Here is a 22,979-nt window from a genome sequence, read left to right on the forward strand (position 1 = left end):
ATATACACTTCTTTGATGCCGACCAATCGTTCCCAAAATGTTCTGCGTCTTCTACGCAAATGCACGCTATCACAGCAAGGGTTAACGATGGTTGCTTTAGTCATCATCACCAGGCTCCAAAATCGGTAGTGAACTCGCGATGCTTGTCATGGCTTCTTTGCTGTTAGAGTACAGACCATATTCCGGTGCGGATTCATGACCGTTTTGTTCTTTACTCCAACGAATACCAATATAAAAGTCACCAAAATCGCGGTTGATGTAACGATGACGAGTTTTGTAATCTGACTCTGAGCCTGTTTCTTCTAGAATCAGCAGTTCACGGTCTTCATCATTCTGGATTTCCCAATTACCTGGAGTTTGGAATCCTGTTGGCATGAACGAAGTGTAGTTGTAAGTATCAGTGTCGTATTCGTACGCACCTGACGAGTATTTCAGGACTGTGTCGTCGCCTGTGCCATTACTTTCTACCATCAAGTCATGCTCTAACGTGCCGTGTTTGATGTGTTCTGCAACCGAAAGTGATTCTGCAAATGGGGTATTGCTTGAGTCCATCCAGAACAGCTCATCATCTGAGATTTTAACGATCATTTGAGTGCCGTTATGCTCGGTTTTGTGCTGGTACAACATTTCATACTCGTCGCCGTAGCTGTTGTATAGCTTACCGTCTTTCAGCTCAACGTCGTTACAGTCTTTATTGTTGTATTCCGTGTAACCAGTTTGTTGGTCCAGATCGGCAAGAATGGCGTAAGCATCGTGTTCCCATGTGTCTTTTAGGAAGTCACTGATGTTCGCTTTGTACTCTTGATTCATCTCATCGTGGTTTGAACCCCAGCAGAATAGTAGGCCTTCAGAATCTTGCATCAGCATGGCGTAGCCGATTTCACCGTCTTTTTGAGCGAAGCTACCCATTTTCCATTCTTGACCGTTGAAGTGCTCGTGAGTGAAGCCCAAAGTCGGTACTACTGGTGGTGGCGTGACGCCTTCGATAACCGTTGGCATGCTGAGCGCAATTTGTACCGCGGTATGGCCATCTGTTGCGCTAATCGCCAGTACTGCTCCAGCTTCACCTGCTTTTGTTGGTGTGCCTTTAATGGTGATAATTGCATTACCATCCTCAGATACTGTTAAACCTTCAATGTCTACATAGTCCGCTGAGTAGTCGGTAATTTGACCGTCTTTATCTTGGAACAAACCAGAAATATCGAGTGTTTGTTCAAACACTTCACCTTGTTGTAGGTACCAACCATCAACGATGGACTGCAGACGCGCTTGTTCTGTTTCTACAACCATTGGTGGTAAGTTTGCCGATTCGATTTCGAACTGAAATACGGTGCTTACCGTACCCAAAACCTTACCTGACGAATCAATGTCTTGCGCCGTTAGAACAATCTCAAAATCACCAGCTTTCTCTACGATTGCAGTTGGATGTAGAACAATCAGGTTGCCAGTTTGCACAACTTCAATGCCTGTGCCTGCAAAGCTGTGCGTCAGTTTGGTTGTCACAAGGTTTTGGTCTTTGTCTGCAAATAGACCTTCAATGTCTAGCTCTAAGCCATCAAAGTCCACGCCTTGTACGATTTTTGGTAGTTTTTCTAGCTTATCTTTAGCTGCCTTTTCGACGATTTTGTTTATGGTTAGCTTGTTATTAACTACCGTTTCAGGTGCTAAGGTGTCGCTGTCTGGGGTCGCGTCAGTGATGATTGGACGTAGATTTGGGTCATTGATGTTTTCGCCAGATGCAACAAGACGTTCCACTTCTTGGTTTGCCGCTTGAGCAAACTCCGTGGCTTTTTTCTCGTAGTTCGTTGGGTTTTGTGCTTTCGAGTCGGTCAGAATCTGAGCGGTTTTATGTAGTTCGGCGTTTTTTGTCGCACCTTCAACAAAATCACTGTACAGATCAATTGGTGCTTCTTCTGAGCCTCCTAGCGCTTGGTTTACTTTCGCTTTCGCATCTTCTTCACTAATGGCTGGATCTTTTGCCATTTCAATCGCCACAAGATCCGTGATAGGTGAAATCACGTTTGACGATGTTGGTGCACGGAATACGATTTCGTGCGCCATAGCTTGGCCTGGATGATCCATATCAACCGTGTATTTGCCAGCGTACTCTTTCGCATCCAAGGCGATGAGCTGTTTCTGCTTTGAACCGTTTGGTGTGATGGTCTGTAGCGCTAGAGTGCTTTCTGGTTTTGCATCCAATTTCAGTTGACCTTTCTCATCGGTCAGACCAAGGAATGTTTCTTGAGTGTCCCATTGGCCGTTGTTGTTCGTATCTTCAAAAACAACGGCATGCTTGAAGTAGCCGTCAAAACCTGTGATCACAACGCCGTCGTTAGCACTGTTTGAACCACCATCTGAACCGCCACAGCCTGTAAGAGCGATAGCCACTGACGCTGCTAGTAAACTCACCTTATTCATTATTTATTTGTCCTTGTTTCGTTTCCGAATGAGAAAGTCGCTTTTTTTATTATTTTTTTCTTTATATCTCACTAGTGAGATATAAGAGAGTGGTGTCTTTTTAATGACTATTGAGCTTAGGTTCAAGACACGAAAATCCGCACAAAACCCGTAAAATTTATTTCTATTTTTTGTCTATGGTGGAAAATTGATAATTTGATCACGGTTCCAGTTTTGTTTTTGGGATGATTGTTTTGTCAAAATAACCATCTGTAAATAAAGGTTTATTGGGTTTTGGTAAGGGCTGGGGCGTGATAAATCATGTTGATCTTAAACTCCTCAACGCGATCAGCAAATTGAGGGTGAGGTTTAAGCACATAACTGTAGACTTCGCCTGGAATGAATATGTCGTAATCTGTGTATTCAAGGTTGTAAAACATAAATGTTCGTTGCCAGTAATCATCTGGCCATTCAGCACAATGTATTGGAGTTACGCCGTCAAAATCCATTGAACTAGAGATAATATCGGCAAACTCGCCTCGCCCAGCTACGATAGAGCTGTACCAGTAAAATAAATAATCATGACAAAAGAGGTCATGTTGATTTGATTTCATATTGAGATCAGAGTCCAGTTTGTGCACTGGTTCGTTACCCTGAACACTTCTATCAAATATGTAGTTGCTAGCAGTCCCGTTTATGTAACCTCCTCCTGAAATTGGGAAGAGGTAGTCAAACGACGTTCCTTGATATTCGTACTCGCCAGTGTGGACATTGATGCGCTTTTCCATGGACTGCTTGTTCTTTTGCATGGTATAGCTTTCGAATTGTTTACCATCAAACACGGTGGTGAAGTAGTTCCGAGTATCTTCATGAACCTGAGATGGGTATTCTTTTTTGATGGTCCAAATTTGGCGTACACCTTGGACATAAACGATCAACGAGTCATCACTGATTTTGTACTTGCCCACTTTTTTCAAGTCTCCCTTTTCAGGACACTGGCGTTTGTTGTGTGAGGCGGCATAACTTACTTCGCTCCCCTCAAACTGAAAGGCCTCGCAATACACCACTTCATACGCGTACGCGATACCTGCAAGATTTTGTGTCGTCTCTAGGCGATAAACTACATCGCCAACTAACGAGTGTTCTGTGTCATTTTGATCGGGTGTGATAACGGGTAACTCAAAGCGCGTTGTGACCCATGCATGATCGTTATTACCGTGATAATCATCGCGCGCTGCTACCGCCAAATATGTGGTGGTTTTTATTTCCTCAGGCGCTCCTTGCACCATCATTTGTCCTTGGTTGAGGACTCTTAACCCATTGGCGTTTTCAAGCCAAATCTGAGTGGTGAGGAGATCGCCATCTGGGTCTTCAAAAAGCTGGTTAAGGTTGAGCGAATAACTCACCGGAGAGTTTTGTTTCAGCTCCCAAGCATAAATAATGGTTTGTAGCTGCTGTTCCACAGTGAGGTTGATGATGGGTTTATTATTCTCTGATGGGTCCTCTTGTGGTCGGCTGTTCTTATCACCCAATGCTGACTCGTAAAACGTGTTGTCTTCTGTGGTATGAAATGGATTCGTAACAGGGCCTGGTTGTCCTAAAAGGGCGGAGTTAAATGCGTCATCTCCCGCTTTTTTATGAGTGCGATCCAACGCAGAACCTGTCAACGCTTGCTTTACTTCAACTAAAGATGTGCGCTCATATTGACGATGTGCTTGCTGGGTTGACTTGTCGGCGTTGTCTGACGAGCCTTCCACAGATGCCAAATTGTGTTTGTTTGAAATGAAGTAAATACCGAACAAACCGACACATACTGCGCCGATTATCCAAAGCTTTTTGTTCATGATTACGTGTGCGCCATTCGTGATTGTAGCCAACTGCGAGAGAATTTGAGGTCTTTCTCTATCAGGCTTGCGCTGCATTCGAGTAGCTCACTGATTTCTTGGTTTTTCATGCCCATTAAATACTTGAGTTTGAGTGCGCTCGATTGGCGTGGATAGCGGCTACTGAAACTATCCAGAGCTTTATCCATGATAATCAATTGCTCGAAACGATCTTCTTCATCTCTCATCAATGTAATGTGTTGACGCTTTTGTGCTTGGTGCGAGCGTGCGTTGTCGATCAAAATTTGACGCATCACTTTGGCGGCCATCAAAAAGAAATCGCGCTTTGTTTCAATTTCACTCATGTCGCAGTTGGACATTTTCAGGTAAGCATCATGAATTAATGCCGTGGTGCTGTTGACGCTGTCTGCCAGTACTTTGTTGTCGGTGCCGTACTTTTCTGCATTTCGTTCACGCTCATGTTGGGCGATCTTACGCAACTGTAAATAAGCAAACTGATAGAGCTCGCTCTCAGCTCGTTTATCACCAGATTGCCATTGTTGAATGATTTGTGTCAGTGCTACTGCTGTTGTCATGGTTATACATCCTCGCTCACTTTGACAAATTCAGAAATGGTGTGGGTTTCAATGCGATCGGAACCGTCTTGGTTGCGCAGAACATTTTGTTGATAGCGATATAAAATGCCTTGCTCCCAAGTTGCACCAGCTGGCAAGTATTCCCAGGTGGTGTAATTGATTTCAGATGGGGTTGTTGACCAACGTACCATGACGTTCATTTGCGCGAGTTCGGCTTTGGGGGCGCTATTGTTGACCCACCACATGTCGGCAAATTCGCGGGTAACATCTTGGGTGTACAGGCTTGTATCGGTTGGGCAGGTGTCCGTATTTTGCGGCAGTCGCATGACTTGTTGATGGCGCATCAATAGGCACGATTGTGTCATGGACTGTTGGTGGTATTCGGTTTGCTGCCACACGCCGAGGTAGTCAATGTCGTGTTCGCTAGTATTGGGATACGTAAACCAGAGCATTTCTGTGCGGTTATTGTGTTGGATGTTTTTTTTACGCCCGAGACCTTGTACTTTTTCCATCAATAACTCGGTGCTCGGATCAAAATTGAGGGCAACGGAGCGGTACTTCCAGTCGCCTTCATCATCGAAGTCTTCGAGAGAGAAGCCATTCAAGTCGTTGCGGGTGCACCCTGTGATTGAACAACCAACAATATTAAACCAATCCGCAAACTTGCTTATCGGTTCGACGACATCTTCCGTGATAGGGCGCTTCATCGAGAGGAAGCAGCCTTGAAAATGGTCGCCAATGCTTGGGTGTTCAATCAATGAGTCTTTGGTGATGGTGAATCGAGTTTCACCAATAGGAGGACGATATTTGGGATGATGCTGATAGCGTAGATCGTAAGAACAAGCGCGGCCTTGCCAATCCTTCTTTTTGATGACGATGTTTTTGAACGTCACGTCGCGAGGTTCAAAAATGATCTCATCAGAGGAAAAGTTTTTTTCAATGTACTGCTGGCTTTCGTTTAGGTGCTCAATCGCCTCATTGACAGATACCCAATCGAGATTGAGGTAGCGTTTAGCGTCATCCAGGTAATTGAGATCAAGGCCTTTGAGCTGGCTTTGAAAGTGAGGATCAGACAGCACACGGTTTGCTAGGACAATTTCCTCACGATTCTCAGGCGTGCTGTCGAGAGAAAGCAGCAGACGCGTCATATTGATGCTGCGGCTAGGTTTGGTTGTCGCCATCGTCGGCGTCAGCACTTCTTGGCTTGATAAGGTCGTCAGCAGATAACCTTTATCATCGTTACCAAGGAAGAAGCTAATTACATCACCGGGTTGGTAATGAAATGCTCCTTGCTGAGTGACGCCAGTGATATTGGAACTGGTTTTGTAATACAGGCCAGTCACTGGGGCGTCGATAAAGTAGCCTTGCTTCAAGGTTGAAGCTGGTGGGTGTGAAGTGGCAACTGAAACGTCTGCTGCCAACGTGGACGTAGCCGTCAATGCAGACAGCCAAAATACCACTGAACGTGTATACATCTTGTTTTAAGCCTTATTGGTTGGTGCTGTTCTTAGACGCACAATTTGGCTGACAACTCATTGGTGTAGTTAGGTGCTTCTCTGGCACCGGTGTCATCATCGCCAACAACATTTTTTGTTTTATATGTTTGGGGATATCTGGGTTAGAGAGTATCCGCCTTCGTGTTAACTCCATCATGGAGTTCACTGAGAGATGTTCGACATTTTGCCCCTTCGCGTGGAAGATGAGGCGAGTCATTTCGTACATCATATCTTCTGCAATCTTCTTCTCTTGTTGCAGCTGGATATTCTTTTGCATCATGGCGCTGCCAAATAACACACCAGAGAGCACAATGATGCCTGACAATACCGAAGCAAGGGGACGTCGCTGTACCAAGCGAAAGGCGCTATACAATGGCCAGTTTTTTTTCTGCTCGATTGGACGGCGTTCGATAATTCGTTCGATATCAATGCGCAATGCTCTAACATTGGTATATCGCATTTGAGTGGCAGGACGCGTTGCGCGTCTTATCACCCAGTAAGCATCAGACCAAATTGTTGGTGATGGAAACATCAAAGCGAGAATTTTGCCCAAGGAGTACACGTCGCTTTGCTCTGTTAGAACCAGTCCTGCTTGCTGCTCTGGGCTGGCAAAATTTTGGCTAAACGCAATCAGCGCTGAGGGTGAATCTTCTCGGTTGGAGTGCGCTTTTTGAGTCAAGTTGAAGTCAAGCAGCTTGGGACGCTTGCTACGATCAATCAGTATATTTTCTGGTTTTAGATCGGCATGCAAAACCTGGTGCTGGTGGGCGTGCTCCATCGCCTGGCAGATCTGCTTAAACAACAGCAGCTTCTCCGTTTTTTCTAGCTTATTTTCAGATAGATACTCATCCAAAGTTTGACCAAACACCCGCTCCATCACGATGTAAACCGAATCTTGATGGAGACCGCCGTCAAACACTTTCGCGATGTAAGGATGGTTTAGACGCGCGAGAAGTTGAGCTTCATCGAAGAGTGCGCGTTGCCCTAACACATTGCTCAAATTGCTTTGAATAAACTTGATAGCCAGATCTTGCTCGAACGTTTCATCTGCACGTAGAGCTGCGTATACGACACCCATGCCACCACGCCCCAACTCATGAGTTAGGCGGTACTTACTGATGATTTCTCCGCTTAGATCGACGTCTTGGTTCGTAGCCTGATGAGCACCAAAATAAAGTAACTGCGTTAGTTGTTCTTCCGGTGTCTCGTCGGCTAAAAGAGGAACGAGTTGTCGATACAGCTCAGGTTGACTTCGTTGCAATGCTTGGAGGTATTGCTGCTTTTGGGAGTCGTCCAGATCAAGCAGGTGGTAGTAAATCTGGGTTTCGCTAGAGCCTAACTGCACTGTGACTAATGTCTTATTCTTTTAGGTACGGCATTTTATAAGAACTTTGATATAAATGTCATTTATTTATTCGGTTTTGATTCACAATCCATGAAACGCAATTTGATGGCTAGTGGAGTAATAACGTCATGATTTTGCGAATTATTTTTACTGAGCTTGTCGGCAGAGAGTCTATTCGTCATAATGTTACTTGTAACATTACTGATAAATCACATATTTATGGCTCAACAGAATAAGAAAACTCGTACGACATTGCAGGATGTCGCAGACCAGGTTGGCGTCACGAAGATGACCGTTTCACGCTACATGCGTAACCCTGAATCGGTGGCGGAAAAGACTCGGGCCAAGATTGCGACTGCGATTGAAGAGATGGGTTACATCGAAAACCGTGCACCGGCGATGTTGTCAAAGTCCTCCAGTAAAGCCATTGGTATTTTACTGCCGTCTTTGTCCAACCAAATTTTTGCTTCCTTTGTTCAGGGCATAGAGATGGTGACCAAAGCCAATGGCTATGAGACGCTTTTAGCGCATTTTAGCTACGATGAGCTTGAAGAAGAGCGCAAGATCGCGTCATTACTCTCTTATCAAGTCGATGGGCTTATTCTAACTGAAAGCCATCACACGCCGCGTACATTACAGATGATCAAAAATGCGGGCATTCCGGTGGTCGAAACCATGGAACTGCCATCGGAGCCGATTGATATGGCGGTTGGACTCGATCATGAAGATGCGTCGTACACCGTGGTTAAGCAGATGCTAGATACGGGGAAGCGTACAATCGTCTATTTTGGCGCGCGTCTGGATACGCGAACCAAATTGCGGATGCAAGGTTACGATCGCGCGATGACAGAAGCAGGGCTAGAACCCAAACATGTATTAACTGGTGATCATTCTAGTTTTTCTTTAGCGCATGATTTGCTCGAACGCGCACTGGAAACGCACCCAACGCTCGATGGGGTGTTCTGTACCAACGATGACATCGCAATTGGCACCATGCTGAGTGCGCAGCAACGTGGCATTCAAGTTCCACAGCAATTGGCAGTGGCGGGCTATAACGCGCTGGATATCGGTCAAACCATCAGCCCGAAACTGATCAGCGTTGATACGCCGCGTTTCCAAATTGGTGTAAAGAGCGCAGAGCTATTAATTGCGCGCCTGAAAGGCGAAACGCAAGAAGAAAAAGTCTTCGATATGGGGTATCAGATCACGTCGGGAGAGAGTGTTTAACTAATTGTTAACTGCTCTTTGTATTCGCTCATCAATGGTATTGGTAGGTTAGGGTATGGCACATCAGCTGGATGCATTGGATCTCAACTTAATGCGTTTATTAAAAGCCGTGGTGGAAAACCGCAGCATCAAGCTGGCCGCAATGCAGCTTGGCATTTCTCAACCGAGCGCCAGCCGCGGCGTGATGAAGTTGAAGCAAGTGTTTGATGACCCGCTTTTTGTGCGTAAAGCACATGGGGTAGAGCCATCACCCATGGCGATTCGTCTCGCCGCCGAGTTCGACAATATGGTTGCACCACTGGAAAAAGTGGTGCAAGAATTTGAAGTGTTCGACCCACTGCAATACCAAGGGCAGATTGCGATTGTAACTGACCCTTATTTGATGGATGAACAAGGGCAGCGACTGCTCACTGGCTGTCATCGAGCCTTTCCCAAAGCGCACTTTGCCTTTTCCAGCTGGAATACTTACTCGCACGATGAAATGTTAGAAGGCGAGCACGATTACTGCATTCTTGACCAAGAGACCGAGCTGTCGAAAGACATTTACATGCGCCCGTTATTCGTTGAAAAACGAGTGATTTTGGCGCGCAAAAACCACCCAACGTTGTCGAAAGTCAGCAATGATTGGGACACGGTGTCCAAACTACCACTCGTCTCTTTGCCTGCGCCTGCATCATATAAACCGCTTTGTACCGTGGAGTCCGAGTATCGACGTATGGGTTATGAGCCAGTAGTGTTACTGAAGTCCTATAATTTGCGTTTGGCTTGCCAAATGTTGCAAGAAACCGACGCGATTATGTATGCCAGTCAAAGCTCGGCATTGTTGATGCCAGAACTCGCCTCTTACGCAATGCCACCCGTTAATCGTGAGTTCAGTCAGTTTGTGGTCTCTGGCGGTTTCCTTCAAACCAACCGCAACCATCCTTTGCACAGACACCTACATAAAGTGGTGCGACAAACCCTCAATACGCCGCTGATTTTTACGCAGTGACGTCACCTGATGGCATCAGCTGAATGAGAGAGCAGATGCTTTAACCTTATCAATGTTGTGTGATTACATAGACAACTTATTTCTTAAGATATTCAAAAATGAATATCTCAATTACCTGTCTCTTTTTCCTACCCAGCGCTAACCTTATCTCAAATAGTCAGGAGAAGTGGCTCATTTTTATCTTTTTAACTTTTTGAATGTCGATACAGGTACGTGGCATTCACCATTCTCCGTTATGCATTTTTTTAATTTCTGATGGAGGATTAATCATGCTAGTTGCACGTCTATTTTTATTGCTCGCCATCGTTGCCGAAGTGGCTGGCACCAGCACTATGTCTCTTATCGGACAAGGGCACGGGTGGTGGGGCTACATCGTAATGTATGTGCTGATCGCAATCTCTTACTACTTTCTCGCGTTTGCCGCGAAGAAAATATCTATCGGTGTGGCATACGCTGTCTGGGAAGGGTTAGGTATCTCGTTGATCACCGTGGTGTCGATCATCGCCTTTGATGCCAACTTAAACCATCAAGAGTTGTTTGGTTTGATGTTAGCCGTTGTTGGCATTGTGTGTGTGACCTTAGGGGAATCACATGGTCAACCTAACGCCAAGAAAAATGCCGATAAACCGGCAAAAGAACGTTCATTTTCTACTAGTACAAGGTGCGAATCATGAGTCAATTTTTTACGATGTCATTTGGATTTGTCGTGATGGCTGCCTTGGTCGATATCATGGCCAATATGGCGCTGACACGCTCAAAAGGTTTTAAATATAAAGGCTGGGGCATTGCGGCGATTGTGTTGGTACTGACAGCATTCACGCTGTTGGCACAAGCGGTGAAAGAGATCGACTTAGCCATTGCTTATGCCTCTTGGGGTGCGATCGGTATCTTGGGTACCGCAGTGGGTGGAGCCTTGCTGTTTAAGCAGAAACTCAAGCCAATCGGCTGGTTTGGTATCTTTGTGGTGATTGCTGCCGTCGTGGTGATGAAGACCGCTTAATCAAGCCAAACAAAAACAACGAAGACAAATACAAAGAGCGGAGTATCAAACTCCGCTCTTTTTGTTTGTCTGGCTTACACAATGAAGCTTGCGCCTTCTTCTGCGCTAGAGACGTTTTGGCGGATCACGCTAAACAGACCTCGTCCCCAGGTTTGTTGGGTAGATTCGGTGTCGAAATGAATCAACTCGCGACCAGTGGTATCGCTTAAGTTGTTCAGTTCGCCCGTTTGACAATCAAGGCGAATCAAATCACCGTTGCGCACTAAACCAATCGCGCCACCACGAATGGCTTCTGGAGAAACGTGAATCGCAGACGGAATTTTACCGGATGCACCAGATAAACGACCGTCCGTCACCAGCGCCACTTTAAAGCCCGCTTTTTGCACGTTCCCTAAAATTGGCATCAGTTTGTGCAGTTCAGGCATGCCGTTTGCCGCTGGGCCGTTGTGTGTGACCACAACGATGCAGTCTTTGTTCAGCTCGCCACGTTTGTACGCGGCCTCCACTTCGTGTTGGCATTGGAATACGATCGCTGGTGCCACAATCACGCGTTGCTCTTCTTTCACCGCAGACACTTTCACCACGGCTTTGCCCAAGTTGCCAGTCAATACGCGAGTGCCGCCAGTATTTTGGAAAGTGGCGTCTGGTTTGGCGATCACGTCACCGTCTTGGCTGCCTTGGCACGGCCTCCAAGTCAGTTGGCCATCGACAAGGCTCGGCAGCGTCATTTGGTCTTCAAATTCACCAAACACGGGTTTCACATCGCGATGCAAAAGCTCGGATTGGTTCAAGCGGTGCAATAACGCGGGCACGCCCCCCGCGTCTTGGAACGCGTTCATATCGGCTGGGCCGTTCGGGTAAACGCGAGCTAACAAAGGAACCACATCCGACAGATCGCTGATGTCTTGCCACGTGAGCAAGATGCCAGCAGCACGCGCCACGGCGATCATATGAATGGTGTGATTGGTACTGCCGCCAGATGCGAGTAGAGCGATGATGCCGTTGACCAAGCTCTTTTCTGTGACCACTTCTGCCAACGGACGGAAGTGTGCAGAACCCGCCGTCATTGAGGCGATTTTCAGAGCCGCGTGATCGGTTAACGCTTTACGCAGTTGGGTATGGGGATGGATGAATGCCGAACCTGGCAGCATCAAGCCCATGGCTTCGAACACCAACTGGTTGGTGTTGGCTGTGCCGTAAAACGTACACGTCCCCGCAGAGTGGTAAGCGCGACACTCCATATCCAGCAGAGCGTCTTTGCCGACTTCACCCGCTGCGTATTTTTGGCGCACGTCGACTTTCTCTTCATTGCTGATGCCTGTTGCCATCAGACCCGCTGGTACAAACGCAGTCGGTAGATGCGCGTAAGACAGCGCGCCCATCAGTTGCCCCGGGGCGATTTTGTCACAGATACCAAGCAGTAATGTGGCATCAAAGACATTGTGACTCAAAGACAACGCCGTTGATTGCGCAATTAAGTCACGTGAAAACAGCGACATATCCATGCCTGCTTGACCTTGAGTCACCCCATCGCACATCGCTGGCACACAACCTGCGACTTGCGCCGTATGGCCGTAGTCCGCCAGCACTTGTTTGATTTGCACTGGGTAATCTTGGTACGGCTGGTGGGCGCTCAACATGTCGTTGTAGGCGCTGATCAGCGCGACATTGGCATGAGTAAAATCGAGAATATTTTTCTTTTCAGAAGAGCAAGAAGCGGCGACTGCATGGGCTAAGTTACCACAAGATAAACCAACGCGGCCTTTGCCCGCTTCGGCTTGCACTTCGGTGCGAGTAAGAAAGGCAGCGCGCGCTTCACGGCTGCGCTCGGTCAAACGTTGTGTGACCTCAAGAACAACAGAGTGAGTCATTACGCCACCTCGATCGCTTGCATTTTGATTAGCTCAGCGGCAGAGCGTTCCACCACGTCGCTGATGTCTCCGTCGATACTGATGATCAGAGTTTGAGGCTCGTTGTCTGGGCGCTCTAGCGTCTCGAATTGGCTCTTCACCATGTTTTCTTTCATGAAGTGGCCTTTGCGCATACGCATGCGATTAAGGATCAACTCCATATCGCCATCAAGGAACAGGAAGGTCACGTTGTCGTTGCCTTCGCGGATCTGATCGCGGTAAATCTTTTTCAGTGCTGAACAGACAATAATGCCGTGTTCGTTTTTGCTTTCTAGGCTGTACGCCGCATCACGAATGCGTTCTAGCCATGGCTTGCGATCATCATCGTTCAGAGGCTGGCCCGATGCCATTTTCTGAATGTTCGCTCGTGGATGAAGATCATCACCATCAATGAATTTACGCCCTAGCTTTTTCGCTAGATGCTCACCAATTGTGCTTTTACCACTAGCACAAACGCCCATAACGATGACACTACTACCAGCCATAACTTATCCTCATAACCAAATTTGCGCGTGATCTCAATTTTTGAATTCACTTTAAAATATGGGTTTATCTTATTCATGTTATCGGTAACATGTTACCGGTAACTGAAATAAATGTGAACCATAACACAAACAATAATTCTTAAAGGTGAACCTATGGAGCAATTAACCCAAGCCCCAGATCCTACGTTCCTACTGACGATTGCAGGCCTTGCCATTGCAGCGTTACTCGTTCTGATCATTAAACTGAAAGTCCATGCTTTTGCTTCCCTTACTATGGTGAGTTTAGGCACAGCAATCGCCACTGGCGTTCCTTCTGAGAAAGTCGTATCGACCATGATGGGCGGCTTCGGCGGCACACTGGCTTCCGTGGCATTGCTGGTTGGTCTTGGTGCGATGATCGGTAAAATTCTTGAAGTGACTGGCGGTGCGAAAGTGCTGGCAGACACTTTGATTGGTCGCTTTGGTAAAGAGCGCGCACCATTTGCTTTGGGCGTCGCTTCATTACTGTTTGGCTTCCCAATCTTCTTCGATGCTGGCCTTGTAGTGATGATGCCAATCATCCTAAGTGTGGCGGCTCGTTTTGGTGGCTCACCAATTAAATACGCGTTGCCAGCAGCCGGTGCTTTTGCGGTTATGCACGCGTTTGTTCCACCACACCCAGGTCCGGTTGCAGCGGCAGAATTCCTTGGCGCAAACATCGGTCTGCTATTGGTGGTGGGTATTTTGGTTGCTATTCCAACTTGGTACCTTGGCGCTTACCTATTTGGTTTGTACGCGGGCAAAAAATTCGATATCCCACTATCTAAAGCCTTCTTTAATGGCGAAGCGATGGTGGATGAGCGCAACGCACCAAAATTTGGCACGGTTATGACCATCCTTGTGCTGCCAGTCCTGCTAATCTGTTTGGATACGGTATTGAACACACTGGCGGTTGCAGGTTTGATTGATGGCAAAACGGCACTGGTTGAGTTCCTACGCATGCTAGGTAAAACCCCAGTTGCGTTGCTGATCACTTTGATTGTCTGTCTGGCTGTGTTTGCCAAAGACTACGGCATGGCAAAACTAGAAAAATTATGTGGTGAGTCATTGGCTCCTATCTGTGGTGTTATCCTAGTAACGGGTGCAGGTGGCATGTTTGGCGGCGTACTGCGTTCAAGTGGTATCGGTGATGCACTGGCTGACGTTCTTACAGATACAGGTATGCCTGTGATTGTGGCGGCGTTTGTTATTTCAACCTGTCTGCGTGTTGCTCAAGGCTCGGCAACGGTAGCGCTAACCACTACGGCAGCTCTTATCGCGCCAGTTGTGGCTGCATCAACAGGTTTGAGTGAACTCGACCTTTGCTTTATCGTAATCGCGATTGCGGGTGGTGCAACGGTACTGTCTCACTTCAATGACTCTGGTTTCTGGTTGGTATCTCGTTTGCTTGAGATGGATGAGAAAACCACATTAAAAACTTGGACGGTAATGGAAACGTTACTTGGCGGTATCGCGTTTATTATCGTCGCAACATTAAGCTTTATTCTTTAGAGGTTCCCCATGACAACACTTGAACAACGATTAAGAGAAATCAAAATCGTCCCAGTTATCGCAATCAACGACGTAGCACACGCTCTGCCACTGGCAAAAGTGTTGGTAGAGAACGGTTTACCATGTGCGGAAGTGACATTCCGCACCGAAGCTGCGGCGGAGTCGATTCGCATCATGCGTGAATCGTACCCAGAGCTGTTGATTGGCGCGGGCACCGTTCTGACCACAGAACAAGTGGATATCGCAATCGAAGCGGGCGTGGACTTTATCGTTAGCCCAGGCTTCAACCCAACCACAGTGAAATACTGTCAGCAACGTGGCGTGACTATCGTACCGGGTGTAAACAACCCAAGCTTGGTTGAGCAAGCGATGGAAATGGGTTTGCGTACGTTGAAGTTCTTCCCTGCTGAGCCATCAGGCGGCGTAAACATGCTGAAAGCACTGACGGCGGTTTACCCAGTGGAATTCATGCCAACAGGTGGCGTAAGCCCATCCAACGTGGAAGATTACCTAGCGCTGAAATCGGTTGTAGCTTGTGGCGGTACTTGGATGGTGCCAACCGCAATGATGGACAACGGCGATTGGGAAGGCATTGCTGAATTGGTTCGTGCAGTTAAGTAAAACGCACAAACGGCTCCGAAATACCCCCGAACGTTAGAAAACGTGACACAAAAAAGGGTCATCAAGTTACTTGATGACCCTTTTGCTTTTGGGAATGAAACAGCTTTAGAAGTGATGCTTCATAAAGCGCTTAATAAAGCGAATGAAATCGGCTTCGGCTAGCTTCGCGCACTTCAATGTTTGGGCGTGAGACAGTTCTACATCACCCAAACCTTCTGCCATGTTGGTGATCGCACACACTGCCAATACGGGTAAGCCGCAATGCGCCGCAGAAATCACTTCTGGCACGACCGACATGCCCACTACATCACCACCGATGATCTGCATCATGCGGATTTCGGCTGCGGTCTCAAAGTTGGGGCCTGTGTAAGAGACAAACACACCTTCATTCAGGTGAATGCCATTGGCTTTGCCGACTTCAAACGCTTCTGCGCGCAGGTCTTTGTCGTACGCATTGGCGAGGCTGAAGAACCTCGGGCCGTACTCTTCATCATTCGGACCGATCATTGGCGATTCAGGCATGGTATTGATGTGGTCATGAAATACCACCAGAGAACCGACGTCGATGCGTTCAGGGCGAAGTGAGCCTGCCGCGTTGGTGACGAGCAGAAACTCACAGCCCAGCTTTTTAAAGGTGCGCACGGGCGTTGTCATGACCTTCATTGAACCGTGTTCGTAGTAGTGACCGCGACCTTTCATGCACACTACGTCTACGCCGCCCATGGTACCAAGCACCAACTCACCAGAGTGGCCTTGCACGGTGCTAATCGGAAAGCCTTCGAGCTCTTCGTATGGAATGACCACTTTGTCTTGTAGCTCGTCTGCCAATACGCCTAAGCCAGAGCCTAAAATAAACGCCGCTTTAGGTTGGAAGTTTGGTTTGCGTTCGCGAATGGTTTGTAGCGCGCCGATTACTGGATCGTGATTCATGTTAGTCACCTTCTGGTTGTGTGTTGATTCCATTGTGTGACTTTCTGCGCTGGTTATCTTTGCTTTATTCGCTACTATCATCCTCAAAAAGAGGATGATGAAATTCGCTAGGACTCAATGCATGAAGTCAGAACCATTTGAGCGCGTGACGCTGAAGATGCTGCGTTACTTTTACGAGGTCGCACAAACCAAGCATTTCACTAAGGCGGCCGAGAACCTCAATATCACCAATTCGCCGTTGAGCAATCGCATCAAAGAGTTGGAAGAGGTGCTTAACGTCAAACTGTTTGAGCGTGATTCAAGAAACGTCATGCTGACGGAGGCCGGGCGATTGTTGGAGTCCAAATGCCAACTGATTTTTCAGACCTTGGATGTCTCACTCAATCAAGTGCAGCAAGTGGGTTTGAACCAGAGAAACATCTTGCGAGTTGGTGTGGTAAGTAGCGCATTTTGGGGCGGATTTGATCGTCTGTTACAGCGCTTCCATGCTGAGCATGACACTTATCACGCCGACATTTTTGACCTTAACCCAGAGACGCAAAAGAAGCATCTGAGCGAGAAGAAAATCGATGTGGGCATTGTGCGTTTTGCTGATGCACTCAACATTTATCCGTATCAGTCGGTATCTTTGGGCAAAGATGTGTTTGTGGTGGCGGTGTCGGAGCAACATGAGTTAGCCAGCAAATCTTTGCTGCGGCTCCAAGATTTAAAGGCGTGTGAGTTTGCGTTTATGAGTTTGGCGAATTCTGCCTCGGCAAACTTCATCATCAATGCCTGTCTGCAAGAAGGCTTTTCACCCCATATTGGCAAACAAGTGGTGGAGCCAAGCACCTTGATGGCATATGTAGCAAACAGCAATACCGTGACGTTGGTTCCGTCGACGTTTTCTCAGCATCATTGGCATGGGATTCGTTTTATCAAGCTGAAAGAGTCACTGTGTGCAGACTTGTGTCTGATTCATGATGGTAAGCAGGAGAGTGCTATTAAAGCCGAGTTTATTCGCACATTATTAGAGAATGCGAGTTAAGCATGGGATAACAAAAAAAGGTCATCCTAAGATGACCTTTTCAAATGATTCGCTGAAATCAGCAATGCGATTAGCGCGTAATTAACGCATCGTTACGAACTCTTCAGAGCCCGTTGGGTGGATAGCCACAACAGAGTCGAAGTCTGCTTTGGTTGCGCCCATCTTCATTGCTACGCCGAAGCCTTGGATCATTTCATCTACCGTGAAACCGATGCCGTGCAGACCAACAACCGTTTCTTCTTCGCCCGCACATACAAGCTTCATCTTACATGGTTGACGGTGCTTAGTAACGGCGGTGTACATCGCCGTAAAGCCAGACGTGTAGACTTTGATATTGTCTTTGCCGTACTTCTCTTCCGCTTCTTGCGTCGTTAGACCGATAGTGCCGATTGGTGGGTGGCTAAATACCACAGTTGGTACCAAATCGTAGTCCATCTTCGCGTTTGGTTTGTTGTTGAACAAACGCTCAGAAAGTTGACGACCCGCTTTCACTGCTACTGGCGTTAGCTCGATACCGCCTTCCATGATGTCACCCACACAGTAGATGCCTTTCACGTTGGTTTCTTGGTATTCGTCTACCTTGATGTAGCCTTTTTCGTTCGTTGCCACACCGGTTGACGCTAGGTTGATTGCGTCTGTCGCAGGGTGACGACCGATTGCCCAAATCAGTTGATCAACGTTTTGGCTTTCACCGTTTTCTAGGTGCAGAGTTAGGCTGCCATCGGCTTCTTTTACCACTTCTTTTGGTACAGAGTGGGTGTGCAGTTTTGGACCTTCTGCGTCCATCACTTCAACCAACGTATCGATGATCATTGGATCGAAGCTACGCAGTGGTGACTCTTTACGTACGAACAGGTGCGTTTCTGTACCTAGCGCGTGCAGTACGCCAGCAATTTCAACTGCGATGTAGCCTGCGCCCACAACCGCAACGCGTTTTGGTTGCTCTGCTAGGTCGAAGAAGCCGTTTGAATCGATGCCGTATTCAGCGCCTGGAATGTTTGGAATAGTAGGACGACCACCAACCGCGATCAGGATGTGATCTGCTGTGTAGTGTTCACCGTTTACTTCGACAGTTTTTTCGTCAACAAACTTAGCAAAGCCTTTAATCACGTTTACTTTATTGTTGCCAAGAACGCGATCGTAAGATTGGTGAATACGACCAATGTACGCCTGACGGCTCTCAACCAGTTTGCTCCAGTCGAAACCTTTCACGTCGACATCAAAACCGTAATCTTCTGCGTACAGGTTCATTGCTTCTGCGATTTGCGCGCCATGCCACATCACTTTTTTCGGTACACAACCTACGTTGACACAGGTACCGCCAAGGTCTTGAGCTTCGATTAGCGCAACTTTCGCGCCGTACATCGCCGCACGGTTTGCAGATGCGATGCCGCCACTGCCGCCACCGATACAGATATAGTCAAAATGAGTCGCCATTACTTTCTCCAAGAGCTTATAAATTTTATCTGGTACATAGATAGATTGGGATGACCTTGCCCGAACTCAATGCCACCGTTATCCCACTATCATAAATCGAATTCGACTAATTCCTAAATGGGAAAAAGCGACAATACTTATGACAAATAGCGATGAGAGGCACAAAAAGAAGAATAAGCACGATTGGAGGGAGAAGGTGAGAGCATAAAAAAGCGCAACGAGAATATCGTTGCGCTTGAAGATATCAGTACTGAAGTGCTTACTCTGGCACAATCCAGTCCACTTTCCAGTGGCCAGTTGCTGGTGCGATCGCGTCTTGCAGGAATGGCAGAATCTCTTTCATCTGGCTTTCCAGTTTCCATGGCGGGTTAATCACAATCATGCCGGATGCCGTCATGCCGCGCTCGTTGGTATCTGGTGCAACACCTAACTCGATTTGCAGAATTTTACGAATGCCCAGTGCTTCCAAGCCTTCGATCATATCTTCGATGTCGTGACGGTTTACCACTGGGTACCAAATCGCGTAGATACCGGTTGCCCAACGTTTATGGCTCTGATGAATCGCTCGCACCACATCGCGGTACTCTTTCGCGAGTTCGTATGGTGGGTCAATCAGCACCAAACCACGACGTTCTTGTGGCGGTAAGCTTGCTTTGAGGCGTTGGAATCCGTCTTCTTTGAAGATGCTCACTTGGCGATCACGATGGAATTCTTGCTCTAACAATGGGTGATCGGCCGGGTGCAACTCGGTCAGCACCATGCGATCTTGTGGGCGGATTTGCGCGCGCGCCACACGTGGTGAGCCTGGGTAGTAACGCAGCTTCTCGCCATTGTTGAGCACTTTAATGGCATCGATGTAGCTTTTGATGTCTTCGGGAATGCTTGGGTTATCCCAAATACGTGCGATGCCTTGTTTGTATTCGCCCGTTTTTTCAGACCATTCGTGAGTCAGATCGTAACGGCCCACACCCGAGTGGGTATCGTGATAAACGAATGGCTTATCTTTTTGTTTCAGCGCATCAAGAATGAGGCTTTGAACGATGTGTTTGACCACGTCGGCATGGTTGCCAGCGTGGAAGCTGTGGCGGTAACTTAACAAATTAAACTCTCGAAACACTCTTTGGTTGAGTGTGGTCTGTGATTTTCACTCTATGGCGGTATTATACTCAAGTAACTTAAAGATGTAGAACTTCCAATCAAATCTGTTCCTCTGATAAGGGGACGCTATTGAAATTTCTTTAAGTCACCCACACTTACTATTGGTAATCGAATTGAACTAGGTGAGTTTCTCGCACTCAAAAGGGTGTGAAATTTCATTTAGGTATAACAAGACTCAAGGACAGAGTAGCGCTGGTTGACTATATGATGGTCATCGCGGCATAGAGAAAGGGAACGGAGCTCCCCCAATCCATGTTGCTGGCTCGTCTGTACATTGAGTTGGCCTATCTACACAAAATAGACAGGCAATCACAGAGTCAAAACACAAAAGGAATTATTCATGTCTAATCCTCTACTGACGTTTACGGACCTACCTCCGTTTTCTCAAATTAAACCAGAACACATCAAGCCTGCCGTTGAGGAAGCGATTGCTGACTGCCGAGCAAAAATCGATGAAGTTCTACAAGACAACGCTCACCCAACTTGGGACAGTGTGATTGCGCCAATTGAAGAAGCGGATGATCGCTTAAGCCGCATTTGGTCGCCAGTTGGTCACATGAACTCTGTGGTGAACAGCGAAGCTCTGCGTGAAGCGTACGAAAGCTGCCTACCAATTTTGTCGGAATACGGCACTTGGGTTGGTCAGCACAAAGGCCTGTACGAAGCGTACAAAACCATCAAAGCGAGCGAAGAATTTGCAACGCTAACGCGTGCCCAGCAGAAAACCATCACCGATGCGCTACGTGACTTCGAATTGTCGGGCATTGGCTTGCCATCAGACGAGCAGCACCGTTACGGCGAGATCAGCAAACGCATGTCTGAGCTGAGCTCTAAATTCTCCAACAATGTGCTGGATGCCACCATGGGTTGGACCAAGCACATCACGGATGAGAAAGACCTCGCGGGTATGCCAGAATCGGCGTTGGCAGCAGCGAAAGCCGCTGCAGAAGCAAAAGAGCTCAATGGCTACCTGATCACGCTAGATATCCCATCTTACCTACCAGTCATGACGTACTGCGACAACCAAGAGTTGCGTAAAGAAGTGTACGAAGCGTACGTGACGCGCGCTTCTGATCGTGGTCCAAACGCAGGCAAATGGGACAACTCAGAAATCATTACTGAGCAGCTAAAACTGCGTCATGAAATCGCACGTATGCTGGGCTTCAACACCTTCAGTGAGAAGTCGTTGGCGACCAAAATGGCAGAAACTCCGGCTCAAGTGCTTGGTTTCCTAAATGACTTAGCGACACGCGCGAAACCGCAGGGTGAGCGCGAAATTGAAGAGTTGCGTCAGTTTACTAAGAGCGAATTTGGCGTTGAAGAGCTGAACGTGTGGGATATCGCTTACTACAGCGAGAAGCAAAAACAGCACTTGTTCCAAATCTCGGACGAAGAGCTGCGCCCATACTTCCCAGAGTCAAAAGTCGTGAGCGGTCTGTTTGAAGTGCTAAACCGCGTGTTTGGCATGACCGTTACTGAGCGTGAAGGCGTAGACACTTGGCACGAATCTGTGCGTTTCTTCGACATCTTTGACACTGAAGGCACACTACGTGGCAGCTTCTACCTAGATCTCTACGCTCGTGAACACAAACGCGGCGGCGCGTGGATGGATGACTGTCGTGGTCGTCGTATTACGCTATCTGGCGAACTGCAAACGCCGGTTGCGTACCTAACCTGTAACTTCAACCGTCCAGTAGGCGACAAGCCAGCACTGTTTACGCACGATGAAGTTGTGACACTTTTCCATGAATTTGGTCACGGCATCCACCACATGCTGACGCAGGTAGAAACTGGCGCGGTATCAGGCATTAATGGCGTACCTTGGGATGCGGTTGAGCTACCAAGTCAGTTCCTAGAAAACTGGTGTTGGGAAGAAGACGCGCTGGCGTTCATTTCTGGTCACTACGAAACGGGCGAGCCGCTACCAAAAGTGATGCTAGACAAAATGCTCGCGGCGAAAAACTTCCAATCTGCGATGGGTATTTTGCGTCAGCTAGAATTCGGCTTGTTCGACTTCACGCTTCATACTGAATATGACCCAGAAGTGGGTGCACGTGTGCTGGAAACCTTGGCAGAAGTGAAAGAGAAAGTGGCGGTTGTTCCAGCGGTTGAGTGGGCGCGTTTCTCACACAGCTTCGGTCACATCTTCGCTGGTGGTTACAGCGCGGGTTACTACAGCTACCTATGGGCAGAAGTGTTGTCGTCAGACGCATTCTCTCGTTTTGAAGAAGAAGGTATCTTCAACAAAGAGACGGGTCAAAGCTTCCTGAACAACATTCTAGAAATGGGTGGCAGTGAAGAGCCAATGGAGCTGTTTAAGCGCTTCCGTGGTCGTGAACCACAAATCGATGCACTGCTGCGCCATTCGGGTATTGCGGCGTAAATTGAGCAAAAAACACAAAGGCCAACCGTTCGGTTGGCCTTTTTTGTACATTTTTTATAAAAATTTTACGGATTCACGTTGCGGTTGATCGGGTTTTGCAACGATATCAATGTCTCCGTGGACTGAACCTCATCAATGGCTTGCAGCTTATCAATCAGCACAAATTGCAGTTCTTCAATCGATTTGCACATCAATTTGACGAATATGTTATACGCGCCTGTGGTGTAGTAAGCTTCCACTACCTCATCGAGAGCATTGAGTTTTTCTAACGCGGAATGGTAGTCACGCGCCGCGTTAAGGTTAATACCAATAAAGCAACACACATCGTAGCCGAGCTTCTTGGTATTTACGATCACCTCCGTACCCTCGATTATGTCAGCCGATTTCATTTTCTCGATACGCACATGAATGGTGGCAGGGCTGACATCGAACTGCTTAGCCATTTCGGCGTAAGGCGTTCTGGCGTCTGCCATAAGTGTTTTTAAGATTGCGCGGTCAAGGTCGTCGAGTTTCGGCAGGCTCGCATTCATACTATTATTTCCGTTGGGTATGAGAGTTACGTCTCTTTTATACTCACAGCGGACACGATTCACAAGGTTTGGCAGGGGTAACTGCGGGTTAAC

The 22,979-nt window shown here is 47.5% G+C and carries 19 protein-coding genes; 8 read left to right on the forward strand and 11 right to left on the reverse strand.

From position 1 onward, the window contains the following. Positions 1-96: 96 nt before the first annotated feature. From R7H07_RS17700 to R7H07_RS17720, 5 genes are all read right to left on the reverse strand, one after another. Entirely contained in the window at positions 97-2,418 is a 2,322-nt protein-coding gene (locus R7H07_RS17700) for an acid phosphatase (protein ID WP_065274988.1), read from the reverse strand. 263 nt (positions 2,419-2,681) lie between these two features. Continuing rightward, positions 2,682-4,241 carry a hypothetical protein gene (locus R7H07_RS17705; protein WP_065274989.1) on the reverse strand — a complete coding sequence of 520 codons (1,560 nt, stop codon included), beginning with the start codon at positions 4,239-4,241 and terminating at the stop codon, positions 2,682-2,684. 2 nt (positions 4,242-4,243) lie between these two features. Further along, positions 4,244-4,816 (reverse strand): sigma-70 family RNA polymerase sigma factor, encoded by a 573-nt coding sequence (locus R7H07_RS17710; RefSeq protein ID WP_065274990.1) that lies wholly within the window; start codon positions 4,814-4,816, stop codon positions 4,244-4,246. A 2-nt stretch (positions 4,817-4,818) separates the two neighbouring features. Then, positions 4,819-6,291 carry a chromosome partitioning protein ParA gene (locus R7H07_RS17715; protein WP_065274991.1) on the reverse strand — a complete coding sequence of 491 codons (1,473 nt, stop codon included), beginning with the start codon at positions 6,289-6,291 and terminating at the stop codon, positions 4,819-4,821. Between the two features lie 13 nt (positions 6,292-6,304). Further along, positions 6,305-7,657, reverse strand: a complete 1,353-nt coding sequence (locus R7H07_RS17720; RefSeq protein WP_054575415.1) for a serine/threonine-protein kinase — start codon at positions 7,655-7,657, stop codon at positions 6,305-6,307. A gap of 219 nt (positions 7,658-7,876) precedes the next feature. On the opposite strand from R7H07_RS17720, the gene R7H07_RS17725 reads away from it, so the two are divergent. The 4 genes from R7H07_RS17725 to R7H07_RS17740 all read left to right on the forward strand — a co-directional run bounded on the left by R7H07_RS17725 (position 7,877) and on the right by R7H07_RS17740 (position 10,875). Then, complete coding sequence (locus R7H07_RS17725; RefSeq protein WP_047103689.1) at positions 7,877-8,884, forward strand: substrate-binding domain-containing protein; 1,008 nt, start codon at positions 7,877-7,879, stop codon at positions 8,882-8,884. A gap of 55 nt (positions 8,885-8,939) precedes the next feature. Further along, entirely contained in the window at positions 8,940-9,875 is a 936-nt protein-coding gene (locus R7H07_RS17730) for a LysR family transcriptional regulator (RefSeq protein WP_005379132.1), read from the forward strand. A gap of 269 nt (positions 9,876-10,144) precedes the next feature. Further along, on the forward strand, positions 10,145-10,549 hold the full coding sequence (locus tag R7H07_RS17735) for an SMR family transporter (protein ID WP_005379135.1): 405 nt from the start codon (positions 10,145-10,147) through the stop codon (positions 10,547-10,549). After that, complete coding sequence (locus R7H07_RS17740; protein WP_005478614.1) at positions 10,546-10,875, forward strand: SMR family transporter; 330 nt, start codon at positions 10,546-10,548, stop codon at positions 10,873-10,875. The genes R7H07_RS17735 and R7H07_RS17740 overlap by 4 nt, the downstream gene beginning before the upstream one ends. Positions 10,876-10,949: 74 nt before the next feature. On the opposite strand, the gene edd is transcribed toward R7H07_RS17740, so the two are convergent. Together edd and R7H07_RS17750 are read right to left on the reverse strand one after the other, a co-directional pair. After that, a complete protein-coding gene (gene edd / locus R7H07_RS17745; RefSeq protein WP_206959438.1) occupies positions 10,950-12,746 on the reverse strand; it encodes a phosphogluconate dehydratase in 1,797 nt (598 codons plus the stop codon). Then, positions 12,746-13,270 carry a gluconokinase gene (locus R7H07_RS17750; RefSeq protein WP_005478642.1) on the reverse strand — a complete coding sequence of 175 codons (525 nt, stop codon included), beginning with the start codon at positions 13,268-13,270 and terminating at the stop codon, positions 12,746-12,748. The genes edd and R7H07_RS17750 overlap by 1 nt, the downstream gene beginning before the upstream one ends. A 153-nt stretch (positions 13,271-13,423) precedes the next feature. On the opposite strand from R7H07_RS17750, the gene R7H07_RS17755 reads away from it, so the two are divergent. Together R7H07_RS17755 and R7H07_RS17760 are read left to right on the forward strand one after the other, a co-directional pair. Further along, on the forward strand, positions 13,424-14,800 hold the full coding sequence (locus R7H07_RS17755; RefSeq protein WP_005478622.1) for a GntP family permease: 1,377 nt from the start codon (positions 13,424-13,426) through the stop codon (positions 14,798-14,800). Between the two features lie 9 nt (positions 14,801-14,809). Continuing rightward, complete coding sequence (locus R7H07_RS17760) at positions 14,810-15,421, forward strand: bifunctional 4-hydroxy-2-oxoglutarate aldolase/2-dehydro-3-deoxy-phosphogluconate aldolase (RefSeq protein ID WP_053307267.1); 612 nt, start codon at positions 14,810-14,812, stop codon at positions 15,419-15,421. A 105-nt stretch (positions 15,422-15,526) separates the two neighbouring features. Here R7H07_RS17760 and xapA read toward each other — a convergent pair whose 3' ends face one another. Further along, on the reverse strand, positions 15,527-16,351 hold the full coding sequence (gene xapA, locus R7H07_RS17765) for a xanthosine phosphorylase (protein ID WP_017635036.1): 825 nt from the start codon (positions 16,349-16,351) through the stop codon (positions 15,527-15,529). 121 nt (positions 16,352-16,472) lie between these two features. Here xapA and R7H07_RS17770 point away from each other — a divergent pair, with 121 nt between their 5' ends. Beyond that, positions 16,473-17,378, forward strand: a complete 906-nt coding sequence (locus tag R7H07_RS17770; protein WP_017635035.1) for a LysR family transcriptional regulator — start codon at positions 16,473-16,475, stop codon at positions 17,376-17,378. Between the two features lie 81 nt (positions 17,379-17,459). Here R7H07_RS17770 and gorA read toward each other — a convergent pair whose 3' ends face one another. Together gorA and R7H07_RS17780 are read right to left on the reverse strand one after the other, a co-directional pair. Beyond that, the gene (gene gorA / locus R7H07_RS17775; RefSeq protein WP_005379157.1) at positions 17,460-18,815 is read right to left on the reverse strand and encodes a glutathione-disulfide reductase; all 1,356 of its coding nucleotides are present in this window, start codon (positions 18,813-18,815) and stop codon (positions 17,460-17,462) included. Between the two features lie 259 nt (positions 18,816-19,074). After that, positions 19,075-19,914, reverse strand: a complete 840-nt coding sequence (locus R7H07_RS17780) for a 23S rRNA (adenine(2030)-N(6))-methyltransferase RlmJ (RefSeq protein ID WP_005379158.1) — start codon at positions 19,912-19,914, stop codon at positions 19,075-19,077. A gap of 399 nt (positions 19,915-20,313) precedes the next feature. Between R7H07_RS17780 and prlC the strand changes: the two genes are divergently transcribed. Further along, positions 20,314-22,356, forward strand: coding sequence for an oligopeptidase A (prlC, locus tag R7H07_RS17785; protein WP_206959436.1), 2,043 nt, complete (start codon positions 20,314-20,316; stop codon positions 22,354-22,356). A 65-nt stretch (positions 22,357-22,421) separates the two neighbouring features. Here the strand turns inward: prlC and asnC are convergent, their stop codons facing one another. Then, positions 22,422-22,886 (reverse strand): transcriptional regulator AsnC, encoded by a 465-nt coding sequence (gene asnC, locus R7H07_RS17790; protein ID WP_005465258.1) that lies wholly within the window; start codon positions 22,884-22,886, stop codon positions 22,422-22,424. Between the last annotated feature and the right edge of the window lie 93 nt (positions 22,887-22,979).

Origin of the sequence: Vibrio sp. Vb1127, from assembly GCF_033338735.1 — a bacterium.
GTDB classification, from domain to species: domain Bacteria; phylum Pseudomonadota; class Gammaproteobacteria; order Enterobacterales; family Vibrionaceae; genus Vibrio; species Vibrio alginolyticus.

Excerpts from the sequence above, each read along its gene's own strand:
- R7H07_RS17700 (WP_065274988.1), bottom strand. The coding sequence starts at position 2,418 with ATGAATAAGGTGAGTTTACTAGCAGCGTCAGTGGCTATCGCTCTTACA.
- R7H07_RS17705 (WP_065274989.1), bottom strand. The coding sequence starts at position 4,241 with ATGAACAAAAAGCTTTGGATAATCGGCGCAGTATGTGTCGGTTTGTTC.
- R7H07_RS17710 (WP_065274990.1), bottom strand. The coding sequence starts at position 4,816 with ATGACAACAGCAGTAGCACTGACACAAATCATTCAACAATGGCAATCT.
- R7H07_RS17715 (WP_065274991.1), bottom strand. The coding sequence starts at position 6,291 with ATGTATACACGTTCAGTGGTATTTTGGCTGTCTGCATTGACGGCTACG.
- R7H07_RS17725 (WP_047103689.1), top strand. The coding sequence starts at position 7,877 with ATGGCTCAACAGAATAAGAAAACTCGTACGACATTGCAGGATGTCGCA.
- R7H07_RS17730 (WP_005379132.1), top strand. The coding sequence starts at position 8,940 with ATGGCACATCAGCTGGATGCATTGGATCTCAACTTAATGCGTTTATTA.
- R7H07_RS17735 (WP_005379135.1), top strand. The coding sequence starts at position 10,145 with ATGCTAGTTGCACGTCTATTTTTATTGCTCGCCATCGTTGCCGAAGTG.
- R7H07_RS17740 (WP_005478614.1), top strand. The coding sequence starts at position 10,546 with ATGAGTCAATTTTTTACGATGTCATTTGGATTTGTCGTGATGGCTGCC.
- edd (WP_206959438.1), bottom strand. The coding sequence starts at position 12,746 with ATGACTCACTCTGTTGTTCTTGAGGTCACACAACGTTTGACCGAGCGC.
- R7H07_RS17750 (WP_005478642.1), bottom strand. The coding sequence starts at position 13,270 with ATGGCTGGTAGTAGTGTCATCGTTATGGGCGTTTGTGCTAGTGGTAAA.
- R7H07_RS17755 (WP_005478622.1), top strand. The coding sequence starts at position 13,424 with ATGGAGCAATTAACCCAAGCCCCAGATCCTACGTTCCTACTGACGATT.
- R7H07_RS17760 (WP_053307267.1), top strand. The coding sequence starts at position 14,810 with ATGACAACACTTGAACAACGATTAAGAGAAATCAAAATCGTCCCAGTT.
- xapA (WP_017635036.1), bottom strand. The coding sequence starts at position 16,351 with ATGAATCACGATCCAGTAATCGGCGCGCTACAAACCATTCGCGAACGC.
- R7H07_RS17770 (WP_017635035.1), top strand. The coding sequence starts at position 16,473 with ATGAAGTCAGAACCATTTGAGCGCGTGACGCTGAAGATGCTGCGTTAC.
- gorA (WP_005379157.1), bottom strand. The coding sequence starts at position 18,815 with ATGGCGACTCATTTTGACTATATCTGTATCGGTGGCGGCAGTGGCGGC.
- prlC (WP_206959436.1), top strand. The coding sequence starts at position 20,314 with ATGTCTAATCCTCTACTGACGTTTACGGACCTACCTCCGTTTTCTCAA.
- asnC (WP_005465258.1), bottom strand. The coding sequence starts at position 22,886 with ATGAATGCGAGCCTGCCGAAACTCGACGACCTTGACCGCGCAATCTTA.